The organism is Rhodococcus sp. 27YEA6 (assembly GCF_044908235.1).
Taxonomy (GTDB): domain Bacteria; phylum Actinomycetota; class Actinomycetes; order Mycobacteriales; family Mycobacteriaceae; genus Rhodococcus_F; species Rhodococcus_F qingshengii.
Genome location: NZ_JBIYCY010000032.1, coordinates 1 through 23,806 on the forward strand (window position 1 = coordinate 1; position 23,806 = coordinate 23,806).

Here is a 23,806-nt window from a genome sequence, read left to right on the forward strand (position 1 = left end):
GGTGGGGAACTATCTGGCCGTACGCGGGGAGAAACCATGGCCACAAAATGCGCCATAAATGGCCGCCAGTGGGGAGCTTACGATGGCCGTCGACAGCGCGTGGCGTTCTTCGCCAAGGGCAGGGCGCGGTTCGTTTCGACGATGACCGGCTGGGGCTGTGGGAGTAGTGGGCGCAGGGTCGGGGTCAGTGGCCACGGCTCCTGCCAGCCGTTGAAGTCCGGGGCGGTCATAGCGCCTGCGGAAGTGGAAGCGGAGCCGATTGTTCGGGAGCGTGGGCCGTCCACCCCACTGCCCGGGCTGTGGGGCTCAGATCGAACCTGCCGGACCGGGGCGTATCCCCCGGCCCACTTGACCTCGATATCGACGGAGAAGCCTGTGATGCGGCCATAGCCCTGCCCGATCCCCGTGTAATTGGTGACGTGGGAGTCGATGCGGATATCCGCACCGTCCCATCGCCCTTCGGTGACCACCAGGCAGGAACCTTTGCTGCGTGCACGGGCGACCACCGCGCGCGCTCTGGTCGGCGGAACGGCGGCACCGGCCAGCCCGAGGACAACTAAGTCCATTCCGTCGAGCAGGATCGCTGCACATTCTCTTGGGGTACAGCGCCGTCTCAGATATTTGGGAACACGGTCGTTGCAGCTCAAAGGCTTTCACCGCGAACCTAGCAGATTGCAACAGGTGTCGCGCAGTAGAAACAACAGCCACCGGCCCCAGAACCGCGAGCGGCGCTATTTCTCAAGTCCTTTCATGGCGAACGAACAGTTGAGCTAGTCGCGCCAGATCGCTGTGAACTCGTACCAGGGGCCGCCGAGATGCGTTGCAGAGAAGTGGCCGAACCCAGAAAGTGTCCCGCTGGGTGAGTACACCCACCCCCGCGTCGTGGTGAACATGCTGCCGCCGTTGTCGATGAAATAGACCTCATCAGGAGGTACGACACGGGTGCGACGAATATCGAACGAGCCGATCTCCAACTGTTCGGCAACAGTTCCCGCATTCTTGAGGAGGTCGAGTGCGATGGTCTCGAATTCTCCGCTCTTGTCGAGGAAAGACACCTGAGGCACCAACATCACCACAGCGACCGCGGCGGTGACGACGAGCGGCGCAGGCAGGATCCACCACGACCAGCGCCGGTCCTGACCCACGACGTACAGCGTGCGGATCGCCCACACCAACCCCACCATCACCAGAATGACCAACGCCGCAGCAGAAACGAGCAAAGGATCCAACCATCGGAAACCCCCGAACGGGGAAGGCCACCACCCGTAATGCCTACACATCAACACAAGAACCGGAACAACAGTGAACGCAAGAAGAATCGGCCCCGGAGGCTTCGACGATGCAGGCGGATCAGCTGCTACCCATTCACCCAACGACCTCAGCTTTCGCATCGCCTCACCGTATCGCTATGTAGAAGGGCGGACCTCAGCGATGCCACCCTCGGACCGACCCAGAGCGCTGCGGGCATCCATCGCGCCCGCGGTCGATCCCCTCGTTGTTTTTCAAGTTGTTTCCCCAATGTTCTCCGCGCACTCATTTCAAGCGGCGGATGTTGATCTCCAACAGGATCACCAATATCAGTGTCACAGCCGAAGCAATCAACAACGGTGTGCGGACATACTCGCTCTCCGACCACACGGAAACAGCCACCACGACAATGAGCACGAACAAAGCCAACACCGAGATCTGAAGATTTCGCATTTCCCCTCACATTGGTAGACGAGCACATTTCGCACGCTGCGCCACGCGTTACAAGACCCAGCTGCGTTGAGATCTCATAGGTCCAGACAAGACCTCTAGGTGCCCTGCTCGAAGGAAAACCAGTTCTCAGCAACGGGTTTGAGCCGGCGGAACCGATCCAAATTCGGAGTGCAATTCGCTGTGTACAACCACCCCACGACCTCAGTGGGGGTGCTCCGCCTGCTATCGACGAAGTACACACAGTTGTCCACCCGGATGAAGACAGTGGAGAATTCGTAACCGTCGATCTCGGTGGGGCCGAGATGCTCGGTACCGTCACGCAGCATCGAGTCCGCAAGCTCCGCCATCTCTGGATTGGCTCGATCGAAAGCGCGATCCGTTGGCGTTTGCACCGTGAAGAACACGAGAGCAGTCGCTACCACGACCAGAGGGGCAGGTCCCATCCGCCACGACAGGCGCTGCTCCCGTTTCCAGAAACCGTAGGACCGGACAACCCAGAACACCCCGATGGCAAGGAGTCCCAGGAGCGCGAAACATACCGTGGCGGGTTCGAGGAAAATGACTGCGGCTGTGGGGTACTGCCACCAGTCGTAGCGGACTCCCGCAATTATCGCGAGAAAGGGCACGGCAGCGAGGGCGGTGCCCAGCGCAGGCGGACGCACTAGTCGAGCATCATTGCCGGCGCTACCGAACACCTGTCCCCCTCCTTCTTCGATCCCCGATCGTCGATCGCCTGCACACCCACCATTCACGGACGGTTGAGACTAACGGAATCGATCTGCGTAACAGTGGTTTCGACCTGACCTGCTGCGCAATCCCGCCCGGCAACAGCGTGGTCGCGCGGAGGCAGGGCGGTTCGGTCGTTCACCTCCGTTCGGTTCGAGGAGTTCCGGCCGCAGCCGGCCAAGACCTTCAGATGCTGGCCTTTACAGCCAGCGTTTTCGGCGGAACAAGGTGAACAACGACACCGCGCCGGTCACCGCGATGATCCACCACAGCAGGTACCCGTATCGCCATCGCAGTTCCGGCATGTCCTGAAAGTTCATGCCGTAGATCCCGGCGAACGCAGTCACGAACGCCGCCACCGACGCCCACGCGGTGATCTTGCGCAAATCGGTGTTCTGCTGAACATTGACCCGAGCAAGAGTCGCAGCGACGAGAGAGCTGATGACATCGTCGAACTCGACGATCCGTTCCGCCACCGCGGCGTGGTGTTCGGCGACATCACGCAGATGCCGGTGTACGTCCTTGGGAATCGGCTCCGGCAACGCAGTGGCGGCAGCGAGCGTGGACAGCGCCGCAGCGAGGGGGTTGACCGAACGCCGTAATTCGAGCACTTCGCGTTTGACGAGGTAGATCTGCTCGATAGGGGTGTGACGATCGGGGCTGAGCAGTTCCACTTCCAAAGTGTCGATATCGACGTCGACCGATCCGACCACTCCCAGGTAACCGTCGACGATCCGGTCGATCACCGCGTGCAGGACAGCCCACGGCCCGATTTGCAGGTGTTCCGGCGATCCTTCGAGTTCGGCGCGCACGCCCGCCAACGCGGTATGCGCGCCGTGCCGGACGGTGACGATGAAATCCGACCCGACAGCAGCGAGAATCTCACCGGTTTCGACGATGTCGTCGGCGGTGCGGATCGAGGTCGGTGAAAGGTAGTGGGCCGTGCGCATCACCAACACGGTCACCTTGTCGTATTGTTCGAGTTTGGGGCGTTGATGCGCGTGCACCGAGTCCTCGGCGACCAATTCGTGCAGGCCGTACGTCTGGGCGATTGCCGTCATCTGCTCGAAGGTCGGTGCGAACAACCCGAGCCACACGAACCCCGAACCCCGACGCCGAACCTCATCCAACGCACTCTCCGGTGTGTGAGTGCCGGGGAGTCGCACCCCGTCGACATAGACGGCGCAGTCGACCACAGCAGCGGCAGCACTCGATGGTGGTTGTCGATCCATCCCCGCAGCTCACCGTCCCTGTGCTTCCCTGCCCATGCAGAAGAGGGCGACTCAGGATAGCGGCTGACCGCGCACCGAACGCGATCAGCGCTGCGACGGAAACCGATCAGCTGCGGAAAGAATGTGCGGCAGGCACTTCCGCGGGCACATTGGCGGTAGGAAACCGGCGTGTCAGTTGCTCGACAAGAGCGTGCACCCGATGAAGGTCCTTACGCAGAGCCGCCGCATCGGTGCGCGCCGCCGACGCCAACTCAGGTGCGACCGGGCGCGTACCCCGCACCAGGCGCAGCGCGGATTCGATCCGCTCCGACAACTCGTCGATCTCCGAATTCAACAGAGCCAGAAACACTCTCGCCTGCGCAATATCGGACTCTTCGGCCGCGGACACGGCCTTTATGAAGCGACCAGCGAGGAAAGTTTCTCCCCCGCCATGCGCTCGACGAGCAGAGGAACGAAATCACGCACCTTGTCGTCGAAATGAGCATGAGCAGACGCCACAGCGTCCGCCACGACATCAGCCGAGATCGACGGATACTTCGCAGACAACCTACTCACCGCATGAGCGATCAGACGCTCTTCCTCTTCGGTCTTCATCTGTAAATACTGCGCCCCACCTGCCCATAGTTCAACACGAGAGACGACTATCGGCCGCGGCGACAATCAGCACGTAGTCACGCTCTGCTGCCACGAGTCGAACCCGACCGGCCGAGTTCGCCCCACACCGGCAAACGGGTGCGCGGAACCGGGATGCGATCCTCACGCAATCTCTCACCCTGAAACCATGAGCACCGTCCCGTCGTCGTGACCGAACACGGCCGCAACGCCGCGTTCTGCGACCTGATGGCGCGCGCCGCAGCTTCCGCGGAGGGCTCGGCCTTTTTCTTCGTCATATCTTCCAATGTCGTCATCACGGCACCTCCCTCGCTGAGCGTTTACTCAGCGGCTCGGGCCGAAACACCGAATAAGAAACAGTCCCCGCGGATCGGCTAGAGGGACACGTCAGGGACTGTCCATCTGAGGGCCTTGTTGGTCTTCGTGTGTAGTGGGCGCGGTCGCCGCCGAGGCGTTGTGTCGGGGGGTCAGGAAGTGGTCGATGTCGACGATGAGGAACAGTGCGGTGGCGGTAGTGACCACGTGGGCGTGGTTGTTTTCGATGGTGGCTCGCAGGTGTAGTTTGCGGCCTGCTCGGGAGTGGATGTGAGAGCGGAGGGTGTAGGGGGTGTCGAGCAGGACCGGGGCGAGGTAGTCGATAGCGAGGTGGCGGGTGACGGCGAGCTCTCCCACGGTGTAGAGCAGAAACCCGAACAAGTCGTCGAGGACGGTGGCGACCGCGCCCCCGTGGGCAATCGCTGGGGCGCCGACATGGCGGGAATCGAAGCTGTGGTGGGCGTAGACGCCGTGTGCGTCGCGTCGGACGCGCAACTGGTGGCCGTGAGGGTTAGCCGGTCCGCAACCAAGGCAGTGGGGGTGGTGAGGCGGCAGGTCGACGTGTTCGGGCGGCGCCACAGCGAAGGTACGGATCCAGTCCTCGGCCTCGAAAGGTTCGGGGCCGGCGGTCTCGGGTGTGTTGGTGTTGGGTGTGTGCTCGGTCATGGACGCCTTCCGTAGGTGTCCTCACCATTAGCAATGAGGATGTCGCAGTGGGCTTTGTGGGCAAGCTCGGCCGGCGAGGTAATAGTAGCCGGGCCAGTGGTGACCGGTGGGGGTTCGCGGTGACGATGAGGTCGTCGGCGGTCGGGCCGGCTAGGTGAAACAGTGCGCGGACGGTGGGCTCGGGCAGGATGCGAGTTTCGATGTCGACGGCGCCGTGGGCGATCGCATGTTGGTGCGCGGTGCGCAGGATGGCGTCGGTGGGTGTGGTACCTCGCAGCCGGTCGACGTCAGTACCGAGTGCGCGTTCGTCGATGTCGTGACGGGCGCAGATGATCAGGAGTCGGGCGTGGGTGACGTGAGCCAGCTCGGCGGCGTGGTCGACCACGCGGTAGGAGTAGTCGGATCCGTCGGTGTCGACGAGGATCGTGCGATAGGCCGTCATGATGGGGCCTCTTTCACGAGAAGGGGGTGTTCGAGCGGGGAGGGGTGTTCGTGTGAGTGCGTGACGCGCGGGAGCGGCGGGTGGTGGGGCCGGGAGAGAGGACTGCCAGCACGATCGCCCCGGCGGCGGTGAGGGCGGCCAGCGTGAGCGCGGCCTGGCTGCTGCCGTGCACGAACGCTGCCTTGGCGAACTCGGCCAGCGGTTGGGCCGCCGGTCCGGCCTGGTCAGCGACCTGCAGAGCAGCGGCCAGGGAATCGGCGACCGGGCCGCGGGCGGGCTCGGGAAGCTGGGGCAGAGCGGGCTGGATGTGGTGGGTATAGCCTGCGGCGAGCACGCTGCCAGCCACGGCGATCCCGATCGCGGCGCCGATCTCGCGGGCAGCGTCGTTGACCGCGGCGGCGACCCCCTGTTTGGCCGCAGGGGTGTCGGCGACGATGGCGTAGGTCGCCGGGGCGGTGCACAATCCCAGACCCGCGCTCATGATCAGCAGCGGCCACAGCAGGCCGGGATAGTCCGCGGCCACGGTCAACCGGCTTACCAGCACCAGTCCGGCAGCGATGGCAAGCAGTCCTGAGACGGTCATCACTTTCAACCCGACGAGGCTCGACAACCACGGTGCGATTACCGAGATCACGACCAGCGGCACCACCATCGGCGCCAACGCCAGTGCCGAGGCCAGCGGCCCATAGCCGAGGATCAGCTGCAGGTACTGCACCAACAGCAGGAACACTCCGAAGGTAACCAGGAACTGGATGGTCACCGACAGCGAGCCGGCCCCGAAACCGCGGCGGGCGAACAACCGCACGTCCAGCAGTGGCGCAGAAGACCGCAGCTCTACGATCACAAACACCACCGCTGCCAGGAGACCGACCCCGGCGATAGCGGCGACGAGCTGGTCGGCCCAGCCCCGCGCGGGAACCTCGATCGCGGCGAACACGATCGCCGCGATCGCGACGGCCACCACCGCCGCACCCACCCAGTCCACCGGGGGATGCTCGCTCTCTCGGGACTCGGCGATAGTGCACGCCAACCCCGCCAGCACCACCCCCGCCACGGTCAACCCGACGAACACCGAAGGCCATGACCACCGCTCGAGCAGTACCCCGGCGCCGAGGATGCCCAGCACTGCCCCTGACCCCGCAACTCCGGCCCACACCCCCACCGCCCGGCCACGATGGGCAGCGGCGAACCCCGCGGTCAGGATCGACAGCGTCGAAGGCATCACCAGCGCCGCGCCCACCCCGGCCAGCGCGCGCGCTGCGATCAGCCACACCGGGTCGGCCAGCAGCAGCGGCAGCGCCGACGCGACCGAGAACACCGCCAGCCCCGTGACCAGCACACCGCGACGCCCGTAACGGTCACCGATTGCTCCGGCAGGCAGCACAAGACACGCCAGCACCAGCGTGTAACCGTCGACGATCCAGGTCAACTGGGCTTGCGTCGCCCCGGTCTCGACCGCGATCTGCGGCAACGCCGAGTACAACGCCGCCATGGCCGCGACCACCAGCGCCACCGCCAGGCACGACACCGTCAGCATCCACCACTCGGCCCTGGTCCACCCGTCGATCTCAACAGCGCCCGTCCCAGGTGTGTCCACCGGCGCCTCCCAACTCAAAGACCAACAGTCTCGGTACGAGACCATTCGTATCATAGTGGTGGGGGCTCGGGATAGAGTCGACACATACGCCCAGGGCTGAACGAGACGAATCGGAGGAGCGCGCTCCCATGACCGCCCCGGACCACGCCACGACCGACTCACTCACCGCAGTCGACGAGCAGGCCGATCCGCGGCTAGCACGCTCACGCAACCGGTTACTCGACGCGGCCGCGCCCAACTTCGGGGGTGTCTTGACGTGCCCAAGCAGGCGTTCTCGAACAAAGGTGGTCGGCTGGCGCTCCGGCCCGCGGCCACAACTGCCGCAGCACCTGCCTTCAATCCGGAAAATCTAGGTTCCCATGCGGAGCTGTCACTTCCGAGAAAGATGATCATGCCCGAGCACATGCCCATGCCCACACAGCAGGCATAACCCCTCGCTTTGGCTGCAAAGTGCCCACGTCGACGCGGATTCCACCACTGATCACGCCGTTGCGGTGACCCCGAGACTCAGGAAGATCCTGTCGGACCGAAATCTTGGTCGGCCCCTGGAGTACCACTGATCTCATGCACTGGGAACGGCCCCACACTGATTTACCGCATCCGCCAGCCCCCTCAACCCGCCGGAGACCGGGCGGCTCAGCGTCATGGATGCCGGAACTCGTTCGGAGAACGGCCGGTCCATCGCTTGAAGGCGTGTGAGAAGTTGGTGAGGTCACTGTATCCGAGCTCCGTGGCGACCTCAGTCACCGACATTGATCGGTCGAGTAGCCGCAGCATCGCACGCTCGCGCAGGAATGACTGGCGCAACTCGCGGAAAGTGGTCCCCTCTTCGGAGAGGCGCCGCTTGAGTGTGCTGACGGATATCGACAACTCGCGTGCGACCCAGTGGATACTCCCCTGTGCGGGCTCCTTCTCCAGCAGCCGTCTCGTCTTCTCCGAAAACGACGTGGTCCTGCCCCGCTGGTCGAGAGTTCGCTGCAGATCGCCGATGGCGAGTCGGTATGTGAGGGGATCGGAGAACCGGCAAACCTCGTTAAGCGTGTCCGCGGGAACATGAAGGAAGGACATCGGAGCGCCGAAAAACAGGCGCCCGGCTATTAAGTCCTCATGATTGGACAGGAGGGGCGGCACCGGCCAACTCAAGTGGAGTGTGACGGTAGGCATGTCGCCGGCGAGCATGTCAAGCAGTCGCAGTAGCGCCGACCCGCAGTAGGCGACGACCAGGCAGTCCAGGGCCGGATCGCTTGTGTGTGCGGTGAACCCGATGGTGAGGCCGTGGTCACTTGGATGGAACTGTGGACTGAGAGCTGTCGAGATCAACGGCAGATAGGTGAGCAACTCCACGATCTCGGCTACCGAGCCTGCGCTGACCAGCGGAGAACTCAACGGGCCGAAGGACGTCAACTGGGCCTGTTCAGCGAACGCAAAGCCGAGCAGTGTTGCCTGGTCGACGTCGAGTTCGGGGTAGACCTCCCGAAACCACCGTATGGGGGCCTGAACGTCGCGCTGAATCAGCGTCGCCTCGTCGGTTCCTTCGCGAGACATGATGTTGCGAAGCCGCGCGACGGCGTCTGGGTCGAATGCTTGGCGCTCGAGCAATTGCACGAACAGGAGCGGGGGCACACCCTCGTCATCGAGGATCATTGGTTCACCAGATCCCTTTGAGCCGAATTCACAAGTTTTTGACTCCGCAGAACATAGCCGTAGCGGTCATCCCCGACGACACTTTGATCAAGTTCCCAAGGCGAGGACAACGTATCAGGAGTTGGTTATGGCAGTTGTCACCTTTGTCTCACACGACGGCAAGAAGCACGAGGTCCCTTTCCAAGAAGGACAGTCGCTGATGCAGGTCGCGACCAACAATGCAGTGCCCGGCATCGACGGCGACTGCGGAGGCGAGGCCGCGTGCGGCACCTGCCATGTGATCGTCGATCCGCAGTGGTCCGAGGAGGTGGGCCTCTCCGGCTCCGACGAGGAGGAGATGCTCGCGATGAACCCTGAGCGTCAACCGACCTCTCGACTGTCCTGCCAGATTCCGGTCTCCGAGGCGTGGGACGGCCTGACCGTCCTAATGCCTGAGTTTCAGATGTGACGACGAGAGAGACGATAAGACGCAATGAAGTTTTCTGAGGCAATCGCCGCTAAGGTTCAGTCGACTATCCCGATGGAGCGGCAGATCCAGGGCGCACAACTGTACGACAAGACGCGGCGATGGGTGACCGGAGCGAACGGAGAGAGGCTTTTCATCGAGAGCCCCATCCCTCCTGTGGAGGACGTCGAACTCGCCGACATCGACCTCAGCAACCCTTTCCTCTATCGCCAGGGGCGCTGGCAGTCGTACTTCGAGCGCGTACGCAACGAGGCTCCGGTCCACTACCAGCCTAACAGTCCGTTCGGGCCGTTCTGGTCCGTCACAAGGCATGCCGACATCATGGCCGTCGACAAGAACCACGAGGTCTTCTCCGCCGAGCCGTTGATCGTCATCGGGGTTCCACCTCGTTTTCTTGATATCGAGATGTTCATAGCGATGGATCCGCCACGACACGACGCGCAGCGGGCCGCTGTCCAAGGCGTGGTCGCACCGAAGAACCTGCGTGAGATGGAGGGTCTGATTCGATCGCGCGTCCAGGAGGTGCTGGACAACCTGCCCGTGGATCAGCCGTTCGACTGGGTCCAGAACGTCTCGGTCGAGTTGACCGCTCGGATGCTTGCGACCCTCCTGGACTTTCCCTACGAGCAGCGCCGCAAGCTCGCTTACTGGTCTGATCTCGCATCCTCGATGGAGCAAGCCAACGGCGGCCCCTCGGACAATGACGAGGTGTTCCGCGGCATGCGCGACATGGCGCGAGGTCTCAGCACTCTCTGGCGCGACAAGGCTGCCCGGACAGCTGCCGGGGAGGAACCCGGATTCGACTTGATCACCCTGTTGCAGAGCAACGAAGACACCAAGGATCTGATCGACCGACCGATGGAGTTCCTGGGCAACCTTGTGTTGCTGATCGTCGGAGGCAACGACACGACGCGGAACTCGATGAGCGGCGGTGTTCTCGCGTTGAACCGGTTCCCTGACCAGTTCGAGAAGCTGAAGGCGAACCCTGACCTGATCCCCAATATGGTCTCGGAGATCATTCGGTGGCAAACACCGTTGGCCTACATGCGCCGGATCGCCAAGGCCGACACCGTGCTGAACGGGCAGTTCATCCGCAAGGGCGACAAGGTAGTGATGTGGTACGCCTCAGGCAACCGTGATGAGCGGATGTTCGATCGGCCCGACGACTTCATCATCGACCGGGCCAACGCTCGCAACCACATCTCCTTCGGCTTCGGTGTCCACCGCTGCATGGGCAACCGACTGGCGGAATTACAGCTGCGGATTCTCTGGGAAGAGTTGCTTTCTCGCTTCGAAAAGATCGAGGTCGTCGGCGAGCCCGAGTATGTGCAGTCCAACTTTGTCAGGGGCATCAGCAAGATGATGGTCCGTCTCACCCCGAAATCCGACGTATGACCTTACATCGGGCCCTCGTCGTCGGGGCCAGCCATGCCGGAGCCCAACTCGCGGCCAGTCTTCGACAGGAAGGGTGGACCGGCGAGATCGTTCTCATCGGCGATGAGTCGACGTTGCCCTACCAACGCCCTCCTTTGTCGAAGGCGTACCTGGCCGGGAAGAGCACACTCGACGAGCTTGCGATCCGCAATGCCGATTTCTATAGCAAGCAGGGAATCCAAGTCCTGAATGCGACGGTGGAGGCGATCGACCGCTCGGGTGGTCATCTCTCACTGAGTACCGGCGGCGCACTAGCTTACGACCAGCTTGCGCTGTGCACTGGCGCCCGCCCTCGGCGACTCCCCACCCCGGGAGCCAACTTGGCCGGAGTCTACTACTTACGCACAGTCGCAGACGTCGAGATGATCCGAGTGGCCGCCCACGCAGGACGTCGGGCAGTGATCATCGGCGGCGGTTACATCGGACTGGAGACGGCTGCCTCGTTGCGTGCACTGGGGCTGGAGGTCACCGTGCTCGAGGCGACTGGGCGCGTCCTTGAGCGGGTCACTGCCCCCGAAGTATCAGCGTTCTTCGACCGTATTCACCGGCAGGAGGGCGTGAAAATCCGGACGGGTGTGCTGGTCGAGGTTCTGTCCGGCGAGGACAGGGTCCGTGAAGTAGTTCTGTCCGGTGGCGAGTCAATTCCCGCTGACCTCGTCATTGTCGGCATCGGCGTTGAGCCGAACACCGATCTTGCCGCCGCCGCAGGTCTGGTCATTGATAACGGCGTCGTGATCGACGACCAGGCCCGGACCAGCGACCCCGACATCGTGGCCGCCGGGGATTGCGCAAGCCACAGCATGGCTCGCTACAGCCGCCCTCTACGCCTGGAGTCTGTGCCGAGCGCGCACGAGCAAGCCAAGGTCGCTGCCGCGACGGTGTGTGGGAAGTCCAAGAAGATAGCGGCGCTTCCATGGTTCTGGTCGGATCAATATGATCTCAAGCTCCAGATCGCCGGTCTGAACACCGGTTACGACGAAGTCATCCTCAGCGGAGACCCGACCCGAGACCGCGACTTCACCTGCTTCTACCTCCGTGAGGGAGAGCTTATTGGCGCCGACTGCATCAACCGCCCCCGTGACTTCATGTTCAGCAAGCGGGTAATCACGCAGCAACTCCCCATCGACCGAACTGAACTGGCGCTTGCCAGCTCCGCCTGAGATGACGGGTCTTCGGGCGATGGGTACGAAATGGTGAGTGCGGGCTGCGTTTCGGAAAGGAACACAAGTGACGAACATTATCCATCTCCCGCTGGCGAAGGGTCGTGAGCGACTCTCGTCGGTCCTCATGGTGCCACTGCCGAGTCGGGTCGACGCGGCCCTGCTCGGGGCCAGTGACCGGTGGCCTGTCCGAGAGCTCGCCCCGCCCCCGGCGGGGTCAGGCCTCAAACCGGTCTTAGGGACCGCTGGCATGCCTCTGCTCGGTCACACCCTGGACTACATCCGGTTCGGATCTAACTTCTCCCGGGCCAGGTACCAGCGGCTAGGACCTGTGTCGTGGATGGGCGCCTTCGGCACGAAAATAGTGGCGGTTGCCGGACCGGATGCCATACAGGAGGTGCTGACCACCAAGGCGAAGTCGTTCTCCCAGGACGGGTGGACCTATCTCATCGATGCCTTTTTTCATCGGGGCCTGATGTTGATGAGCTTCGACGAACACAGGATGCATCGGCGGATCATGCAGGAGGCGTTCACCCGCGACCGACTCGCCGGCTACGTCGACCAGCTCGGCCCGACGCTGGAGGCCAGCATCCCAGGGTGGACAGCGGGACAATCCACCACGCGCATCTACCCGCTGCTGAAGGCACTAACTCTCGACGTCGCCACGAAGGTCTTCATGGCAGGTCGGGGGGGTAGCGAGGATACCGATGCCATCAACGACGCCTTCGTGGCCACCGTGCGTGCGGCCAGCTCGATCATCCGTTTCCCGTTACCGGGGACTCGTTGGCGAGCGGGAGTCCGTGGGCGCGCGCTCTTGGAGGACTACTTCACCCGGCACCTGCCGGCGGCTCGAAGTGGCCAAGGAGGCGACCTCTTTGCGGGGCTGTGCCATGCGCGCACGGCCGACGGTGAGGCGTTCACCGATGAGGACGTCGTTAGCCACATGATCTTCTTGATGATGGCGGCCCACGACACATCGACCATCACCACCACCGCTGCCGCCTACTTCCTCGCCAAGCACCCGGCCTGGCAGGAACGGGCGCGGGCCGAGTCCGACCGACTCGGTGGACGCCGCCCGGACATCGACGACCTGGACTCACTGGAGACTCTCGACCTGGTGATCAAGGAGACACTCCGTCTGGTGGCGCCCGTGCCCATCGTGATGCGCAAGACGGTCGAAGACGTGGATATCGCCGGCCACCACATCCCGGCGGACACCCTGGTGGCCGTGGCTCCGTCGGTGAACCACTTCGACGAGTCGTGCTGGACCGACCCCGACACCTTTGACCCTGACCGCTTCAGCGAACCGCGGCGTGAGGACCAGAATCACCGCCTCGGGTGGATCCCCTTCGGAGGAGGGGTACACAAGTGCATCGGTCTGCACTTCGGCACCCTCGAAGTCAAGGCGATTCTGCACCACATGCTACGCACCTACACCTGGACGGTCCCCGATCAGTATGAAGCGAGGTGGGACAACACCTCGCTCCCCATTCCGGTCGACGGGTTGCCGATAACTCTGGAGCGCAGATGAATAAGGCACCGCTGGCGCACTCGTGGGCGACCGACTTCCTCGACATCGAGCACGAGTCCGTCCGGGCGTTCACCGCCGCCGCGGTTGGGGATGCGGGCACCGACCGGGACAAGGCGAAGCGCCTCTTCGCCGCCGTCCGCGACCAGATCCGGTACGACCCCTACACGGTGTCGGACGATCCCGCCCATTATCGAGCAAGCTTCGTCCTCGAGACCGGGCGCGCCTATTGCGTCCCGAAGGCGGTGCTCTTGACCGCGGTGTGCCGTGCGGCAGGGATTCCGGCGCTACTGGGGTTTGCCGACGTCCGAAATCATTTGCAGACCGAAGCGTTGCGAGCGCTCATGGGCGGCACGGACCTGTTCGTCTATCACGGCTACAGCCATCTCTACGTCAACGGCCGGTGGATGAAGGCGACCCCGGCGTTCAACACCGAGTTGTGTGCCCGTTTCGGGGTGCCGCCGGTGGATTTCGATGGCGAGCACGACGCCCTCCTGCACGCCTTCGCCGCCGACGGAGCCCTGCACATGGAGTATGTCCGCGAGCGCGGCGTCTTCGACGACCTGCCTTTGAACACGATCTTGACCGAGCTTCGGCATACCTATGGACAGCGAATCTTTGAGCGCACCCACGTGATCGCTGACGCTTTCACCGACACACCCGACAGATGCACCCAGCCCGACGGGATCGCCCGCGGGCTCCACTCACTCCCGGAGGCCCGATGAGCACGGCGACCACAGCGGATGCCCTGGACGTACGCAACCCCGCCGACGGCCGGCTGGTCGCAACCGTCCCCATCGATACCCGCGAGACCGTGAACAGCATCGCGGCCGATCTCCGCCGCGCTCAGCTCGGGTGGGCTCAGGCAAGCCCGCGGCAACGCTCCCGATGGTTGCATCGCTGGCGAGACTGGATCCTGGCTCACACCGACGAACTCACCGATCTGCTGCAAGCCGAAACAGGCAAGGTGCGCCCCGACGCCCTGGTTGAGACGACAGCATCGTGCGAGTTCATCACCTACTACGCAAACCATGCCGAGAAGTTTCTCGCTGACGAGCAAGTCCGATCCGCAGGTCTGCTAAGTCTGCCGAAACGGTTGTCCAAGACCTACCACCCGTACCCGGTTGTCGGGCTCATCACACCGTGGAACTTCCCGATCACCCTCTTCCTCATGGATGCAGCTCCTGCGCTGGCTGCCGGATGCGCAGTCCTGGCGAAGTCCTCGGAAGAGACGCCACTGACCTGTGCACGAGTCGTCGAGGGCTGGCACGAGATCGGCGCCCCACCAGTTTTGGCGCATGTTGTGGGTGCTAGCGAAGCAGGTGCTGCGGTCGTGGACGCCGCTGACTTCGTTCAGTTCACGGGCTCGACAGCCACCGGGAGGACAATCGCGATCCGCTGTGCCGAGCAATTGAAGCCTGTGAGCTTGGAGTTAGGTGGTAAAGATCCGGCGATCGTGCTGGAGGATGCCGACCTTGCTCGTGCTGTGGAGGGGATCGCGTGGGGCGGTCTGTTCAACGCGGGGCAGGTCTGCATCTCAGTCGAGCGGGTGTATGTGGTCTCTGAGATCTACGACGAGTTCGTGGCCCGGCTGGCTCAACGAGTACGGTCACTTACCCAAGGTGCCGCGGCAGGTGACGACGTAGGTGCGATGGTCACGGCGAGACAGGTCGAGATAGCCGATCGCCACGTCAGCCAGGCAGTGGCGGCAGGTGCGCAGGTACTGGCCGGCGGAACCCTAAGCGCGGTCGGGAACTACTACGCTCCAACCGTTGTGGTCGGCGTCGACCACACAATGGCCTGCATGACCGAGGAGACCTTCGGCCCCACGATCCCTGTGATGCGTGTCGCGGACGAGGACGAGGCCATCCACCTGGCTAACGACTCGGCGTTCGGCTTGTCTGCCACAGTGTGGACCCGCGACCATGCTCGTGCGCGGCGTATCGCACAACGTCTGGACGCGGGTGCAGTCAACATCAACGACGTCTTCAGCAACCTCTTCGCCACCACACTGCCGCACAGTGGATGGAAGGCCTCAGGTATCGGTGCGCGACTAGGCGGCGCCTACGGACTTCACAAATACTGCCGGGTCCAGTCCGTGACCGAGCCGCGGATCCCTGTCCTGACACGAGAACTCACGTGGTACCCGTACACCTCCCGACGTACGGCCATCGCCGAAAAAGTATTGCGTGCAGCAGCCGGTCGCGGTCTACGACAACGCCTCGGCCTGAACAAGGAGCACAGCAAGTGACGACACACAATCCCCATACCGCCGCGAAAACAGTGGCGATCACCGGGGGAGCCCGCGGCATCGGCTACCAGACCGCGAAGGAGCTGATCCGACGAGGTCACCGCGTGGCCATCGGCGACATCGACGAGGCACGTGCTAAGGAGACCGCCGCCGAACTGGGGGTTAAGGTTGTCACCCGCCTCGATGTCACCGACCCTGACTCGTTCAAAGACTTTCTCGACCTAGTCGAGGGAGACCTCGGCCCCCTCGACGTGCTGATCAACAACGCGGGCATCATGCCCACCGGGCACACCCACGAGGAAGACGACGCGGTGACCCGGCGGCAGGTCGAGATCAACGTCCTGGGAGTCATCTTTGGGACCAAACTCGCCCTTCAACGGATGCTCCCTCGTCGTACTGGACACATCATCAACACCGCATCACTGGCCGGCGAGCTCGCCGTCCCCGGTCTGGCGACCTACTGCGGCACCAAATTCGCGGTCATCGGATTCACGGAGGCGGCGCGACTGGAATACCGCAAGTCAGGCGTGCGGCTGTCCACAGTGCGGCCCACGTTCACCAACACCGAACTCGTTGCTGGGACAGCAGGAGCCAAGGGACTGCGCAATGCAGAGCCCGAGGAAATCGCTCGAGTGACAGGCGAACTGATCGAGAAACCGCGGCCCTTCGTGCGCGTCACTCGCCTCGCAGGGAGCATGGTCGCAGCGATGAAGTTCGTCCCCGAACGGCTCGCCACCAGGCTCGGATCGGCCCTGGACACAGACTCTGTATTCCTCGACGACGTGGACATGGGGGCACGTCAGGCCTACCTGGACAGAATTCGGAACAACTGACCTGGTCTTCGAACCCACCACCCAGAAAAGGAAGATACATGCCCCGCAAGATCCTGATCAAGGACTACCCCCATCAGATCGGGGGGCACTGTGGTTCTGGCGCAATGCGGGATCTTCTGCACTGGCATGGACTGGGGTGGGAAGGGCCACCCGATGAAGGTCTGGTGTTCGCACTCGGCGGCTCGCTGGGGCTAGCGTACCTCCGATCGAATGACCTGGTTCCACCATTGTATTTGGTGGGACGAGGGGCCGACTTCGAAATCGATCTACCCCGCCGGCTAGGCGGACAGGTCCACGTTCTCACCACCGACGATCCCAGTGAGGGATGGTCTTGGGTTCTCGACGAGATCGACGCAGGCAGACCCAGCCTGGTGTGGGGCGACATAGCCGAGCTACCGTACCTGCAGGTCCAGTTGCAGATGAGTCGCCACGACATCGTGGTGATCGGTTACGACGAAGCTAAGGGGATTGCCTTCGTCGTAGACAATGATCGCGCCGAGGTGCAGGAAGTCCCGCTCGATTCGCTGGCTCGGGCGCGTTCCTCGACGTCCTTCCCTCAACCGACGCGCCACTGTACATACCGCATCACCTGGCCGAGCGCGCTGCCAGACATGGCAACAGTGGCGGCAGAGGCATTTCGCCAATCCGCGGCCAACATGCGCCACCCGTCACAGCCGGGGATCGTTGATCTCACGACCATGGAGGCCGGGGCCGAGGGGCTAGCTGCAGTCGAGCAGTTGGCGGCCGACCTTCGAGCCTGGGCAGACCTTCCGACAAGAGATCTTGAGATCTTCCTGTTCAGTCTGGGCGCTTTCATCGAGAAGGCGGGCACCGGCGGCGGCCTATTCCGCCGGTTGCTCGCCGATGGCTGCGCGGATGTCGCACGCCTGACCGGTGATCTAGCCACCGCCGACCTCGCCGTCGCCGCCAGCCGTTGTGCGCAGGCATGGACCGAAACTGCACGTGCCGGGACCCAACGCGACATTGATGCGCGCGCTCGCTTAGCGGCGGTGGTCACGGCGGCTAGCCGACTACCAGAACTCGAGTCGAACCTGGTCGAGTCCCTGGAATTGGCTTCAACCTCACTTACGGCTGCAGGTCTCTGACAGCCCGCTGTTAACCAGGACGCCCGGTGAATTGATCTGCGGATCGCTGTTCGTTCGCAGGCACTATCGAATGAAGGAATGGTATGCAGAGCACGATGATGAACTTTCCCTTGACAACTGCGGCGATTCTGCGCCACGGTTCGAGTGTGCATAGCTCGGCAACCGTACGGACCTTGCAGTCCGACGGGAGCGTTAAGGTCGGCACTTTCGCCGAAGTCGGACGGAGAGCCGCACAGTTGGCCAACGCATTGCGCGGTTGCGGGATCACAGGCGATGAGCGTGTTGCGACCTTTATGTGGAACAACCAGGAGCATGTTGAGGCCTACTGTGCGGTGCCCTCGATGGGCGCAGTGCTGCACACCCTGAACCTACGTCTCACCCCTGATCAACTTGTCTACATCGGCAACCACGCCGAGGATCAGGTCGTAATTCTCGATGGAAGCCTGCTGCCCTTGCTGGCCCCTGTACTGCTGCAGCTCACCAGCGTGCACACCGTCGTCGTGACCGGCGAAGTGGACCTTACCCCGCTGCACCGTGACGGGGTCAGGGTCGTGGGGTACGAGGAGTTCCTCGCCTCTCAGTCCGATACGTTCGACTGGCCTGATCTCGATGAGCAGTCCGCAGCCGCTATGTGTTATACCTCGGGTACCACCGGCAACCCCAAAGGGGTCGCCTACAGCCACCGGTCGACGTACTTGCATTCGATGGCGGCCTGCGCCGCCGACGGACTGCGAGTCAGCTGCGATGATCGGATCCTTGCCATCGTGCCGATGTTCCACGCCAACGCTTGGGGACTAGTCTATGCCGCCCTTATGTCGGGCGCCGACCTACTCATGCCTGACAGGTTCCTGCAGGCTGAGCCGCTGGTGCGGCTCATCGACGCGCAGAGGCCGACCGTCGCGGGCGCAGTTCCGACGATCTGGAATGACGTCTTAAACTTCTTGGAGGCAAACTCCAGCTATGACATCTCCTCTCTCGGTCTGGTCGCCTGCGGTGGTTCCGCAGTACCCCTTCACCTGATGGAGGCCTTCGAGGAGAGGTACGGCGTGCAGGTCGTCCAGGCATGGGGAATGACCGAAACCTCGCCGCTGGCCGCCATCGCACGCCCACCGGTATCGCTCGATGTGCAGGAGCGCTGGCGCCTGCGCGCCACCCAAGGCCGCCCGGTTGCAGGGGTGGAGCTGAGGATTGTCGACGACGAGGGCAATAAGCTCCCGCACGACGGCGAAGCGGTCGGTGAGTTGCAAGCACGCGGGCCCTGGATTACCGGCTCGTACGTCGGCGAGGAGCATGACAGTGAGAAGTTTCAGGAAGGGTGGTTACGCACCGGCGACGTCGGGCGGATCGATGCACGCAATTTCGTGACGCTGACCGACCGCGCCAAGGACGTGATCAAGTCCGGCGGGGAGTGGATCTCCTCGGTCGAGCTCGAACTGCTGCTTGCCGGTCATCCAGACGTGCTCGAGGCATCTGTGATCGGAGTGCCGGACGAGAAGTGGCAAGAACGCCCCCTCGCGGTGATCGTTCCACGTGAGGGCCGCGAGCCCACACCTGCTAGTCTGCGCGACTTCCTCGACGGCAAGGTCGCCAAGTGGTGGCTGCCCGAGCGTTGGTGCTTCATCTCCGAGGTGCCCAAGACCTCAGTCGGCAAGTTCGACAAGAAGCGCCTACGCTCCCTGCACGCCGAAGGAGAGCTAGCTGTCATCGAAATCTAGGAAATTTTTTTCCAACCGGAGTTCTGAATAGGACGAGGCAGATGGAACGCGGGGCGGGAAGTTTTTCACGACACCGGCGTCCATCGCAGACTACGGCACTGGTGAAGGAGATGGGGTCGTGATCTCCCGTTGGGCGGGACACCTCGCCTGACCAACGTGGAGTTGAGCGAAGGGCTGCCACCGCACTCTCCGGAGTGCGCTCAGGTGTATTTGCATAACGGTCACACTCGAGACCGGCATTAAGCGCGGTTTCATCGACAGGAAGGTCGGACCATGGGCAAAGCTTCGGATGCGGTCGGGGGGTCGGTCGACCCAGACATGGAGGACTGGGTGCGCTCATTCCGGCCGCTGGAAGAATCTAGCTCGCCTGAGTTGCCACCCCACCACCCCAACTGTCTTGGGTGCGGGCCGACGAACCCGCACGGGCATTACCTGTCGGTACGGCGTTGCCGAGACGGCGTCGTTGCTCACCACCTCTTCGACCAACGTCACGTAGGGGCGCCCAGGATAGCACACGGCGGCGCGGTGGCGACCGTAATCGACGATCTTTTCGGTTTCCTGCTCTACACGGTCGGAGAACTCGGCGTGACGCGCCGTCTCGAACTCGACTACCTCGCGCCGGTTCTGCTTGCCACGCCTTACACCCTGCACGCCGATACACGGTCTCGCGATGGCCGGAAATTGAATCTCGCGGCCAGGATCGAGGATATAGAGGGTCGATCGGTCACCACGGCGACCGCCCTGTTCATCCTGGTCGACGTCGAACATTTCCTGCAGTCACAGGCGAATACTAAGAGGCAAGCATGAATGTACCGACCGAGAGGGAACTGCTCCTGGACGCCTTACTCACCGATCACGGCGCAGCCGGACCTTACGAAGCGTTCCGACGGCTGCGAGAGACGCGCCCCGTCTTGGTTACGCGATCGGGGGTGCTGGTATTGAGTCGCTACGACGATTGCGCGGCGGCGCTCCGCGACCGCAGACTCGGCAAGGCCGACGAGTCGCTGGGCTTCGGCTTGTCCGAGATCCCTGACGAGCTGCAACGTCGGGCCATGCATCGATTCCGGCGCACCATGCTGTTCCGTAACCCCCCTGACCATCACCGGCTGCGTCGACTGGTGGCCGACGTGTTCACCCCTCGACACATTGACGAGTTGCGCAGCCGCATCATCACACAGATCCATCACCTACTTAACGTCATGGAGGTACAGGTCTTCGTCGACATCATCACCGATCTGGCGCTCCCGCTGCCTGTGAATGTGATAGGCGAACTTCTGGGAGTTCCCGCGGCCGATCGGGCAGTTGCCGCGCCATTGGTGCGTGCCCTGCTCGCCTCACTGGAACCCGGAGCCAATGTTGAGGCTCTGACCGCCGCCTGTGAAGCCGAGAACCAACTTGCCATGTATTTCGCTGACCTGTTGGCGGTCAAACGCGCCCGCCCCGCCGATGACCTACTCAGCCGACTCGCCGTCGCGCACGGCGACGACATCCTGGATGACGACGAATGCGTCGGCACCGCGATTCTGTTGTTCGCCGCAGGGTTCGAAACCACCACAAACCTCATCGGCAACGGCGTCGCCGCGCTGCTCGCTCACCCCGACCAAATGCGCGAACTGGGTGCCAGGCCCGACTTGGCGAGCAATGCCGTCGAAGAATTGTTGCGTTACGACTCCCCCGTCCAGACCAACGGGCGCACGGTGCTCGAGCCGACACGGCTGGCAGGAGTCGATCTACATCCCGGTCAGATCGTATTGACCTTGCTCGGGGCGGCCAACAGAGATCCGGACCGATTTTGTGACCCGGATAAGCTCGACATCACCCGAACCGGAGTCCCACCGTTGTCGTTCGGCGCCGGCATTCACTTCTGTCTCGGCGCGCCGCTGGCCCGGCTCGAAGGATCCCTACTGTTCCCGATCCTGGTGGCTCGTTTTCCCGGTCTCCAGCTCGTCGAACAGCCTCGCTGGCGTACCGGGCTATCCTTCCGCGGGCTATCGAGTTTAAAGGTGGCAACCAGATGAGCCCTCCCCTACCCCCCACCAGAAGGGCTCAAAGTCTCGGGAGTTGAACCCGACCGAACCACCTCAATCGATCGGAGTCGCAGTGTCAGCGCAGCCTTTCCTAGGCTTCGCAGGTCGGGCGCCGACTCGCTTGCACGGCGCGACCGGAACCAGTTTGTCAGATCCATGCTCAGGGAGACGAGTTTACGGCCTGCGCGTGTGGTAGACGTGAGCGTGCGCGTGTGGTACATGTGAGCGGCTGGTGGCGGGGCCGGGAGAGAGAATACCGCAGCCCCGTGACCAGCACACCGCGACGCCCGTAACGGTCACCGATTGCTCCGGCAGGCAGCACAAGACACGCCAGCACCAGCGTGTAACCGTCGACGATCCAGGTCAACTGGGCTTGCGTCGCCCCGGTCTCGACCGCGATCTGCGGCAACGCCGAGTACAACGCCGCCATGGCCGCGACCACCAGCGCCACCGCCAGGCACGACACCGTCAGCATCCACCACTCGGCCCTGGTCCACCCGTCGATCTCAACAGCGCCCGTCCCAGGTGTGTCCACCGGCGCCTCCCAACTCAAAGACCAACAGTCTCGGTACGAGACCATTCGTATCATAGTGGTGGGGGCTCGGGATAGAGTCGACACATACGCCCAGGGCTGAACGAGACGAATCGGAGGAGCGCGCTCCCATGACCGCCCCGGACCACGCCACGACCGACTCACTCACCGCAGTCGACGAGCAGGCCGATCCGCGGCTAGCACGCTCACGCAACCGGTTACTCGATGCGGCCACCCATCTGCTGTCCACCGGTGGCGTCGAAGCGGTCACTGTCGAAGCCGTCACCCGCATGTCGAGGGTCGCGCGCGCGACTCTATACCGACACTTCGGTAGCACCAATCACCTGCTCGCGGCAACCTTCGAACGGCTACTCCCTCACGTCGACACCCCTTCCGGCACCGGACCCGTGCGCGAGCGGCTGATCGCACTGCTCACCACCGAATCCGACCTCATCGAACAGGCCCCAGTACAGATGACCACCCTGGCATGGCTGGCCATGGGGTCCCTTGGCGACGCCCACACCGACCCCGCCCGCCGCCCCGATCCGGCCGCGATCACCTCGCTACGCGCCCGCATCATAGAGCAATACCGCCAACCCTTCGACTACATCCTCACCAGCCCCGACGCCCGTGCCATGCTCGGCGAACTCGACACCACCTTCGCCCTCATCGAACTCCTCGGCCCGATCGTCTTCGCACACCTCACCGGACTGCGCACCATCGACCACGACGATTGCACCCGACTCGTCGACAACTTCCTCACCACCCACCGAATAGGCGCGGCATCAACCACTCCGGCCGAGCACAGAACGCGGTAACCGAAGACCTGGGCCAGTCGGTCAGAACAAAAAGTGTCGCGGACCCGCAGAGCCCGGTGTCGTAGCAAGCATGCTGTAGTGGACGGCGACTCAGCGCAGCCGTCCTGCGCGTTGTTGGTGTGGTGGGACCTTGATGCGTGGGTGCTGAAGGCCGAGGTTGACGAGCGCTTCGCGGCGTTCGAGGTAAGGCAGGACGGTCGTCGATGTGTCGTCGACGTCGAGGACATCGACGATCCGGCAAAGCCAGCATTGTTACGGCCACCGAGCGCCGTGACGCTTCCACAACTTCTCTTCCGGAGTCACATACGCACACCACCAACAAGAAGATCAACGATCACTTCTTATCCGAAACACGATGAGCGCCCTCCTGCCGGTTTGGGTGTTCGTTTTGACCGTCGTCATACCGGACGGTTAAGAACGGGCGTCTGGGCGCGACTGATGTCAGTTTCAGAAGACGGCTGCACTATGCCAGAAGTGGACTGCACTAGAGGGTCGACTAAGTCGACATAGCTTAAAGAGTGATGTCCACAAATCTCGCTAACGAAGCGAGCAGCCTCTCGCCGACAACGGAATCAGTGAATCGAACCGGAGTTTCCGGAGACTTCATCCTTTGGGAAAGATGGAGTCATGTCCTCAGCAACGAACAAGAGGTACCCGCCCGAACTGCGTGAGCGGGCAGTGCGGATGGTCGCAGAAGTCCAACACGAGTACCCGTCCGAGTGGGCCGCAGTCGAATCCGTCGCTGACAAACTCGGCATCGGAACAGCGCAAACGCTGCTCAACTGGGTCCGGAGAGCTCAGACCGACGCCGGCGAACGTCCCGGTGTGACGAGCGAAATGGCAGCGGAGATGCGCAAACTTCGAGCCGAGAATCGGGAACTCAAGCGCGCCAACGAGATCCTGAATTCGGCATCGGTTTATGTGGGTGATCGATGTCAAGTGCCCGTGTCGTCGAGTCGCTGGATAAGTCCGTCGAAGACCTTCTGCCGCCCGATCTGGCC

At 63.0% G+C, this 23,806-nt stretch carries 26 protein-coding genes and 1 pseudogene; 14 read left to right on the top strand and 13 right to left on the bottom strand.

Annotated features, from left to right (window positions below; all coding sequences use genetic code 11):
* Positions 1–77 precede the first annotated feature (77 nt).
* The 11 genes from ABH939_RS31830 to ABH939_RS31880 all read right to left on the bottom strand — a co-directional run bounded on the left by ABH939_RS31830 (position 78) and on the right by ABH939_RS31880 (position 7,231).
* Complete coding sequence (locus ABH939_RS31830; protein ID WP_404650684.1) at positions 78–566, bottom strand: hypothetical protein; 489 nt, start codon at positions 564–566, stop codon at positions 78–80.
* A gap of 204 nt (positions 567–770) precedes the next feature.
* Positions 771–1,391, bottom strand: a complete 621-nt coding sequence (locus ABH939_RS31835) for a DUF1109 domain-containing protein (protein ID WP_151097347.1) — start codon at positions 1,389–1,391, stop codon at positions 771–773.
* A gap of 142 nt (positions 1,392–1,533) precedes the next feature.
* Positions 1,534–1,701, bottom strand: a complete 168-nt coding sequence (locus tag ABH939_RS31840) for a hypothetical protein (protein WP_003946089.1) — start codon at positions 1,699–1,701, stop codon at positions 1,534–1,536.
* 95 nt (positions 1,702–1,796) lie between these two features.
* Positions 1,797–2,396 carry a hypothetical protein gene (locus ABH939_RS31845; RefSeq protein WP_003946084.1) on the bottom strand — a complete coding sequence of 200 codons (600 nt, stop codon included), beginning with the start codon at positions 2,394–2,396 and terminating at the stop codon, positions 1,797–1,799.
* Positions 2,397–2,627: 231 nt separating this feature from the next.
* Entirely contained in the window at positions 2,628–3,659 is a 1,032-nt protein-coding gene (locus tag ABH939_RS31850; protein WP_003946088.1) for a magnesium and cobalt transport protein CorA, read from the bottom strand.
* 106 nt (positions 3,660–3,765) lie between these two features.
* Positions 3,766–4,047, bottom strand: coding sequence for a hypothetical protein (locus ABH939_RS31855; protein WP_003946081.1), 282 nt, complete (start codon positions 4,045–4,047; stop codon positions 3,766–3,768).
* Positions 4,048–4,052: 5 nt separating this feature from the next.
* Complete coding sequence (locus tag ABH939_RS31860) at positions 4,053–4,253, bottom strand: three-helix bundle dimerization domain-containing protein (RefSeq protein WP_003946083.1); 201 nt, start codon at positions 4,251–4,253, stop codon at positions 4,053–4,055.
* A 77-nt stretch (positions 4,254–4,330) separates the two neighbouring features.
* Positions 4,331–4,567 carry a hypothetical protein gene (locus ABH939_RS31865; RefSeq protein WP_003946087.1) on the bottom strand — a complete coding sequence of 79 codons (237 nt, stop codon included), beginning with the start codon at positions 4,565–4,567 and terminating at the stop codon, positions 4,331–4,333.
* Positions 4,568–4,658: 91 nt separating this feature from the next.
* Positions 4,659–5,180: a PaaI family thioesterase gene (locus ABH939_RS31870; RefSeq protein ID WP_231915899.1), complete on the bottom strand. Its 522-nt coding sequence runs from the start codon at positions 5,178–5,180 to the stop codon at positions 4,659–4,661.
* On the bottom strand, positions 5,098–5,694 hold the full coding sequence (locus ABH939_RS31875; RefSeq protein ID WP_003946090.1) for a universal stress protein: 597 nt from the start codon (positions 5,692–5,694) through the stop codon (positions 5,098–5,100). Before ABH939_RS31875 ends, ABH939_RS31870 begins: the two co-directional genes overlap by 83 nt.
* Before the next feature lie 13 nt (positions 5,695–5,707).
* Positions 5,708–7,231, bottom strand: coding sequence for an MFS transporter (locus ABH939_RS31880; protein ID WP_019750069.1), 1,524 nt, complete (start codon positions 7,229–7,231; stop codon positions 5,708–5,710).
* Positions 7,232–7,419: 188 nt separating this feature from the next.
* Between ABH939_RS31880 and ABH939_RS31885 the strand changes: the two genes are divergently transcribed.
* Entirely contained in the window at positions 7,420–7,644 is a 225-nt protein-coding gene (locus ABH939_RS31885; RefSeq protein ID WP_230544131.1) for a hypothetical protein, read from the top strand.
* Positions 7,645–7,933: 289 nt separating this feature from the next.
* Here ABH939_RS31885 and ABH939_RS31890 read toward each other — a convergent pair whose 3' ends face one another.
* Complete coding sequence (locus ABH939_RS31890; RefSeq protein ID WP_003942428.1) at positions 7,934–8,935, bottom strand: AraC family transcriptional regulator; 1,002 nt, start codon at positions 8,933–8,935, stop codon at positions 7,934–7,936.
* Between the two features lie 127 nt (positions 8,936–9,062).
* Here ABH939_RS31890 and ABH939_RS31895 point away from each other — a divergent pair, with 127 nt between their 5' ends.
* From ABH939_RS31895 to ABH939_RS31945, 11 genes are all read left to right on the top strand, one after another.
* The gene (locus ABH939_RS31895) at positions 9,063–9,383 is read left to right on the top strand and encodes a 2Fe-2S iron-sulfur cluster-binding protein (protein WP_003942421.1); all 321 of its coding nucleotides are present in this window, start codon (positions 9,063–9,065) and stop codon (positions 9,381–9,383) included.
* 24 nt (positions 9,384–9,407) lie between these two features.
* Positions 9,408–10,796 carry a cytochrome P450 gene (locus ABH939_RS31900; protein WP_003942426.1) on the top strand — a complete coding sequence of 463 codons (1,389 nt, stop codon included), beginning with the start codon at positions 9,408–9,410 and terminating at the stop codon, positions 10,794–10,796.
* Entirely contained in the window at positions 10,793–11,995 is a 1,203-nt protein-coding gene (locus ABH939_RS31905; RefSeq protein WP_003942429.1) for an NAD(P)/FAD-dependent oxidoreductase, read from the top strand. The genes ABH939_RS31900 and ABH939_RS31905 overlap by 4 nt, the downstream gene beginning before the upstream one ends.
* 67 nt (positions 11,996–12,062) lie before the next feature.
* A complete protein-coding gene (locus ABH939_RS31910; protein ID WP_019750067.1) occupies positions 12,063–13,526 on the top strand; it encodes a cytochrome P450 in 1,464 nt (487 codons plus the stop codon).
* Complete coding sequence (locus tag ABH939_RS31915) at positions 13,523–14,248, top strand: transglutaminase family protein (protein WP_003942420.1); 726 nt, start codon at positions 13,523–13,525, stop codon at positions 14,246–14,248. The genes ABH939_RS31910 and ABH939_RS31915 overlap by 4 nt, the downstream gene beginning before the upstream one ends.
* The gene (locus tag ABH939_RS31920; protein WP_003942430.1) at positions 14,245–15,774 is read left to right on the top strand and encodes an aldehyde dehydrogenase family protein; all 1,530 of its coding nucleotides are present in this window, start codon (positions 14,245–14,247) and stop codon (positions 15,772–15,774) included. The genes ABH939_RS31915 and ABH939_RS31920 overlap by 4 nt, the downstream gene beginning before the upstream one ends.
* A complete protein-coding gene (locus ABH939_RS31925; RefSeq protein WP_003942425.1) occupies positions 15,771–16,607 on the top strand; it encodes an SDR family oxidoreductase in 837 nt (278 codons plus the stop codon). Before ABH939_RS31920 ends, ABH939_RS31925 begins: the two co-directional genes overlap by 4 nt.
* 38 nt (positions 16,608–16,645) lie before the next feature.
* Positions 16,646–17,713, top strand: coding sequence for a BtrH N-terminal domain-containing protein (locus ABH939_RS31930; protein ID WP_003942427.1), 1,068 nt, complete (start codon positions 16,646–16,648; stop codon positions 17,711–17,713).
* A gap of 83 nt (positions 17,714–17,796) precedes the next feature.
* Complete coding sequence (locus ABH939_RS31935; protein ID WP_003942422.1) at positions 17,797–19,428, top strand: fatty acid--CoA ligase; 1,632 nt, start codon at positions 17,797–17,799, stop codon at positions 19,426–19,428.
* 273 nt (positions 19,429–19,701) lie between these two features.
* Positions 19,702–20,235, top strand: a complete 534-nt coding sequence (locus ABH939_RS31940) for a PaaI family thioesterase (RefSeq protein WP_003942418.1) — start codon at positions 19,702–19,704, stop codon at positions 20,233–20,235.
* The gene (locus ABH939_RS31945; protein ID WP_003942419.1) at positions 20,232–21,446 is read left to right on the top strand and encodes a cytochrome P450; all 1,215 of its coding nucleotides are present in this window, start codon (positions 20,232–20,234) and stop codon (positions 21,444–21,446) included. The genes ABH939_RS31940 and ABH939_RS31945 overlap by 4 nt, the downstream gene beginning before the upstream one ends.
* 268 nt (positions 21,447–21,714) lie before the next feature.
* Here ABH939_RS31945 and ABH939_RS31950 read toward each other — a convergent pair.
* Positions 21,715–21,990 (bottom strand): annotated as a pseudogene (locus ABH939_RS31950) (MFS transporter); the annotation flags it as partial.
* Positions 21,991–22,118: 128 nt separating this feature from the next.
* Between ABH939_RS31950 and ABH939_RS31955 the strand changes: the two are divergent.
* Both ABH939_RS31955 and ABH939_RS31960 read left to right on the top strand, forming a co-directional pair.
* Complete coding sequence (locus ABH939_RS31955) at positions 22,119–22,805, top strand: TetR/AcrR family transcriptional regulator (RefSeq protein WP_042926433.1); 687 nt, start codon at positions 22,119–22,121, stop codon at positions 22,803–22,805.
* A 627-nt stretch (positions 22,806–23,432) separates the two neighbouring features.
* The coding region (locus tag ABH939_RS31960; RefSeq protein ID WP_404650688.1) for a transposase at positions 23,433–23,806 on the top strand (374 nt) is incomplete at its 3' end.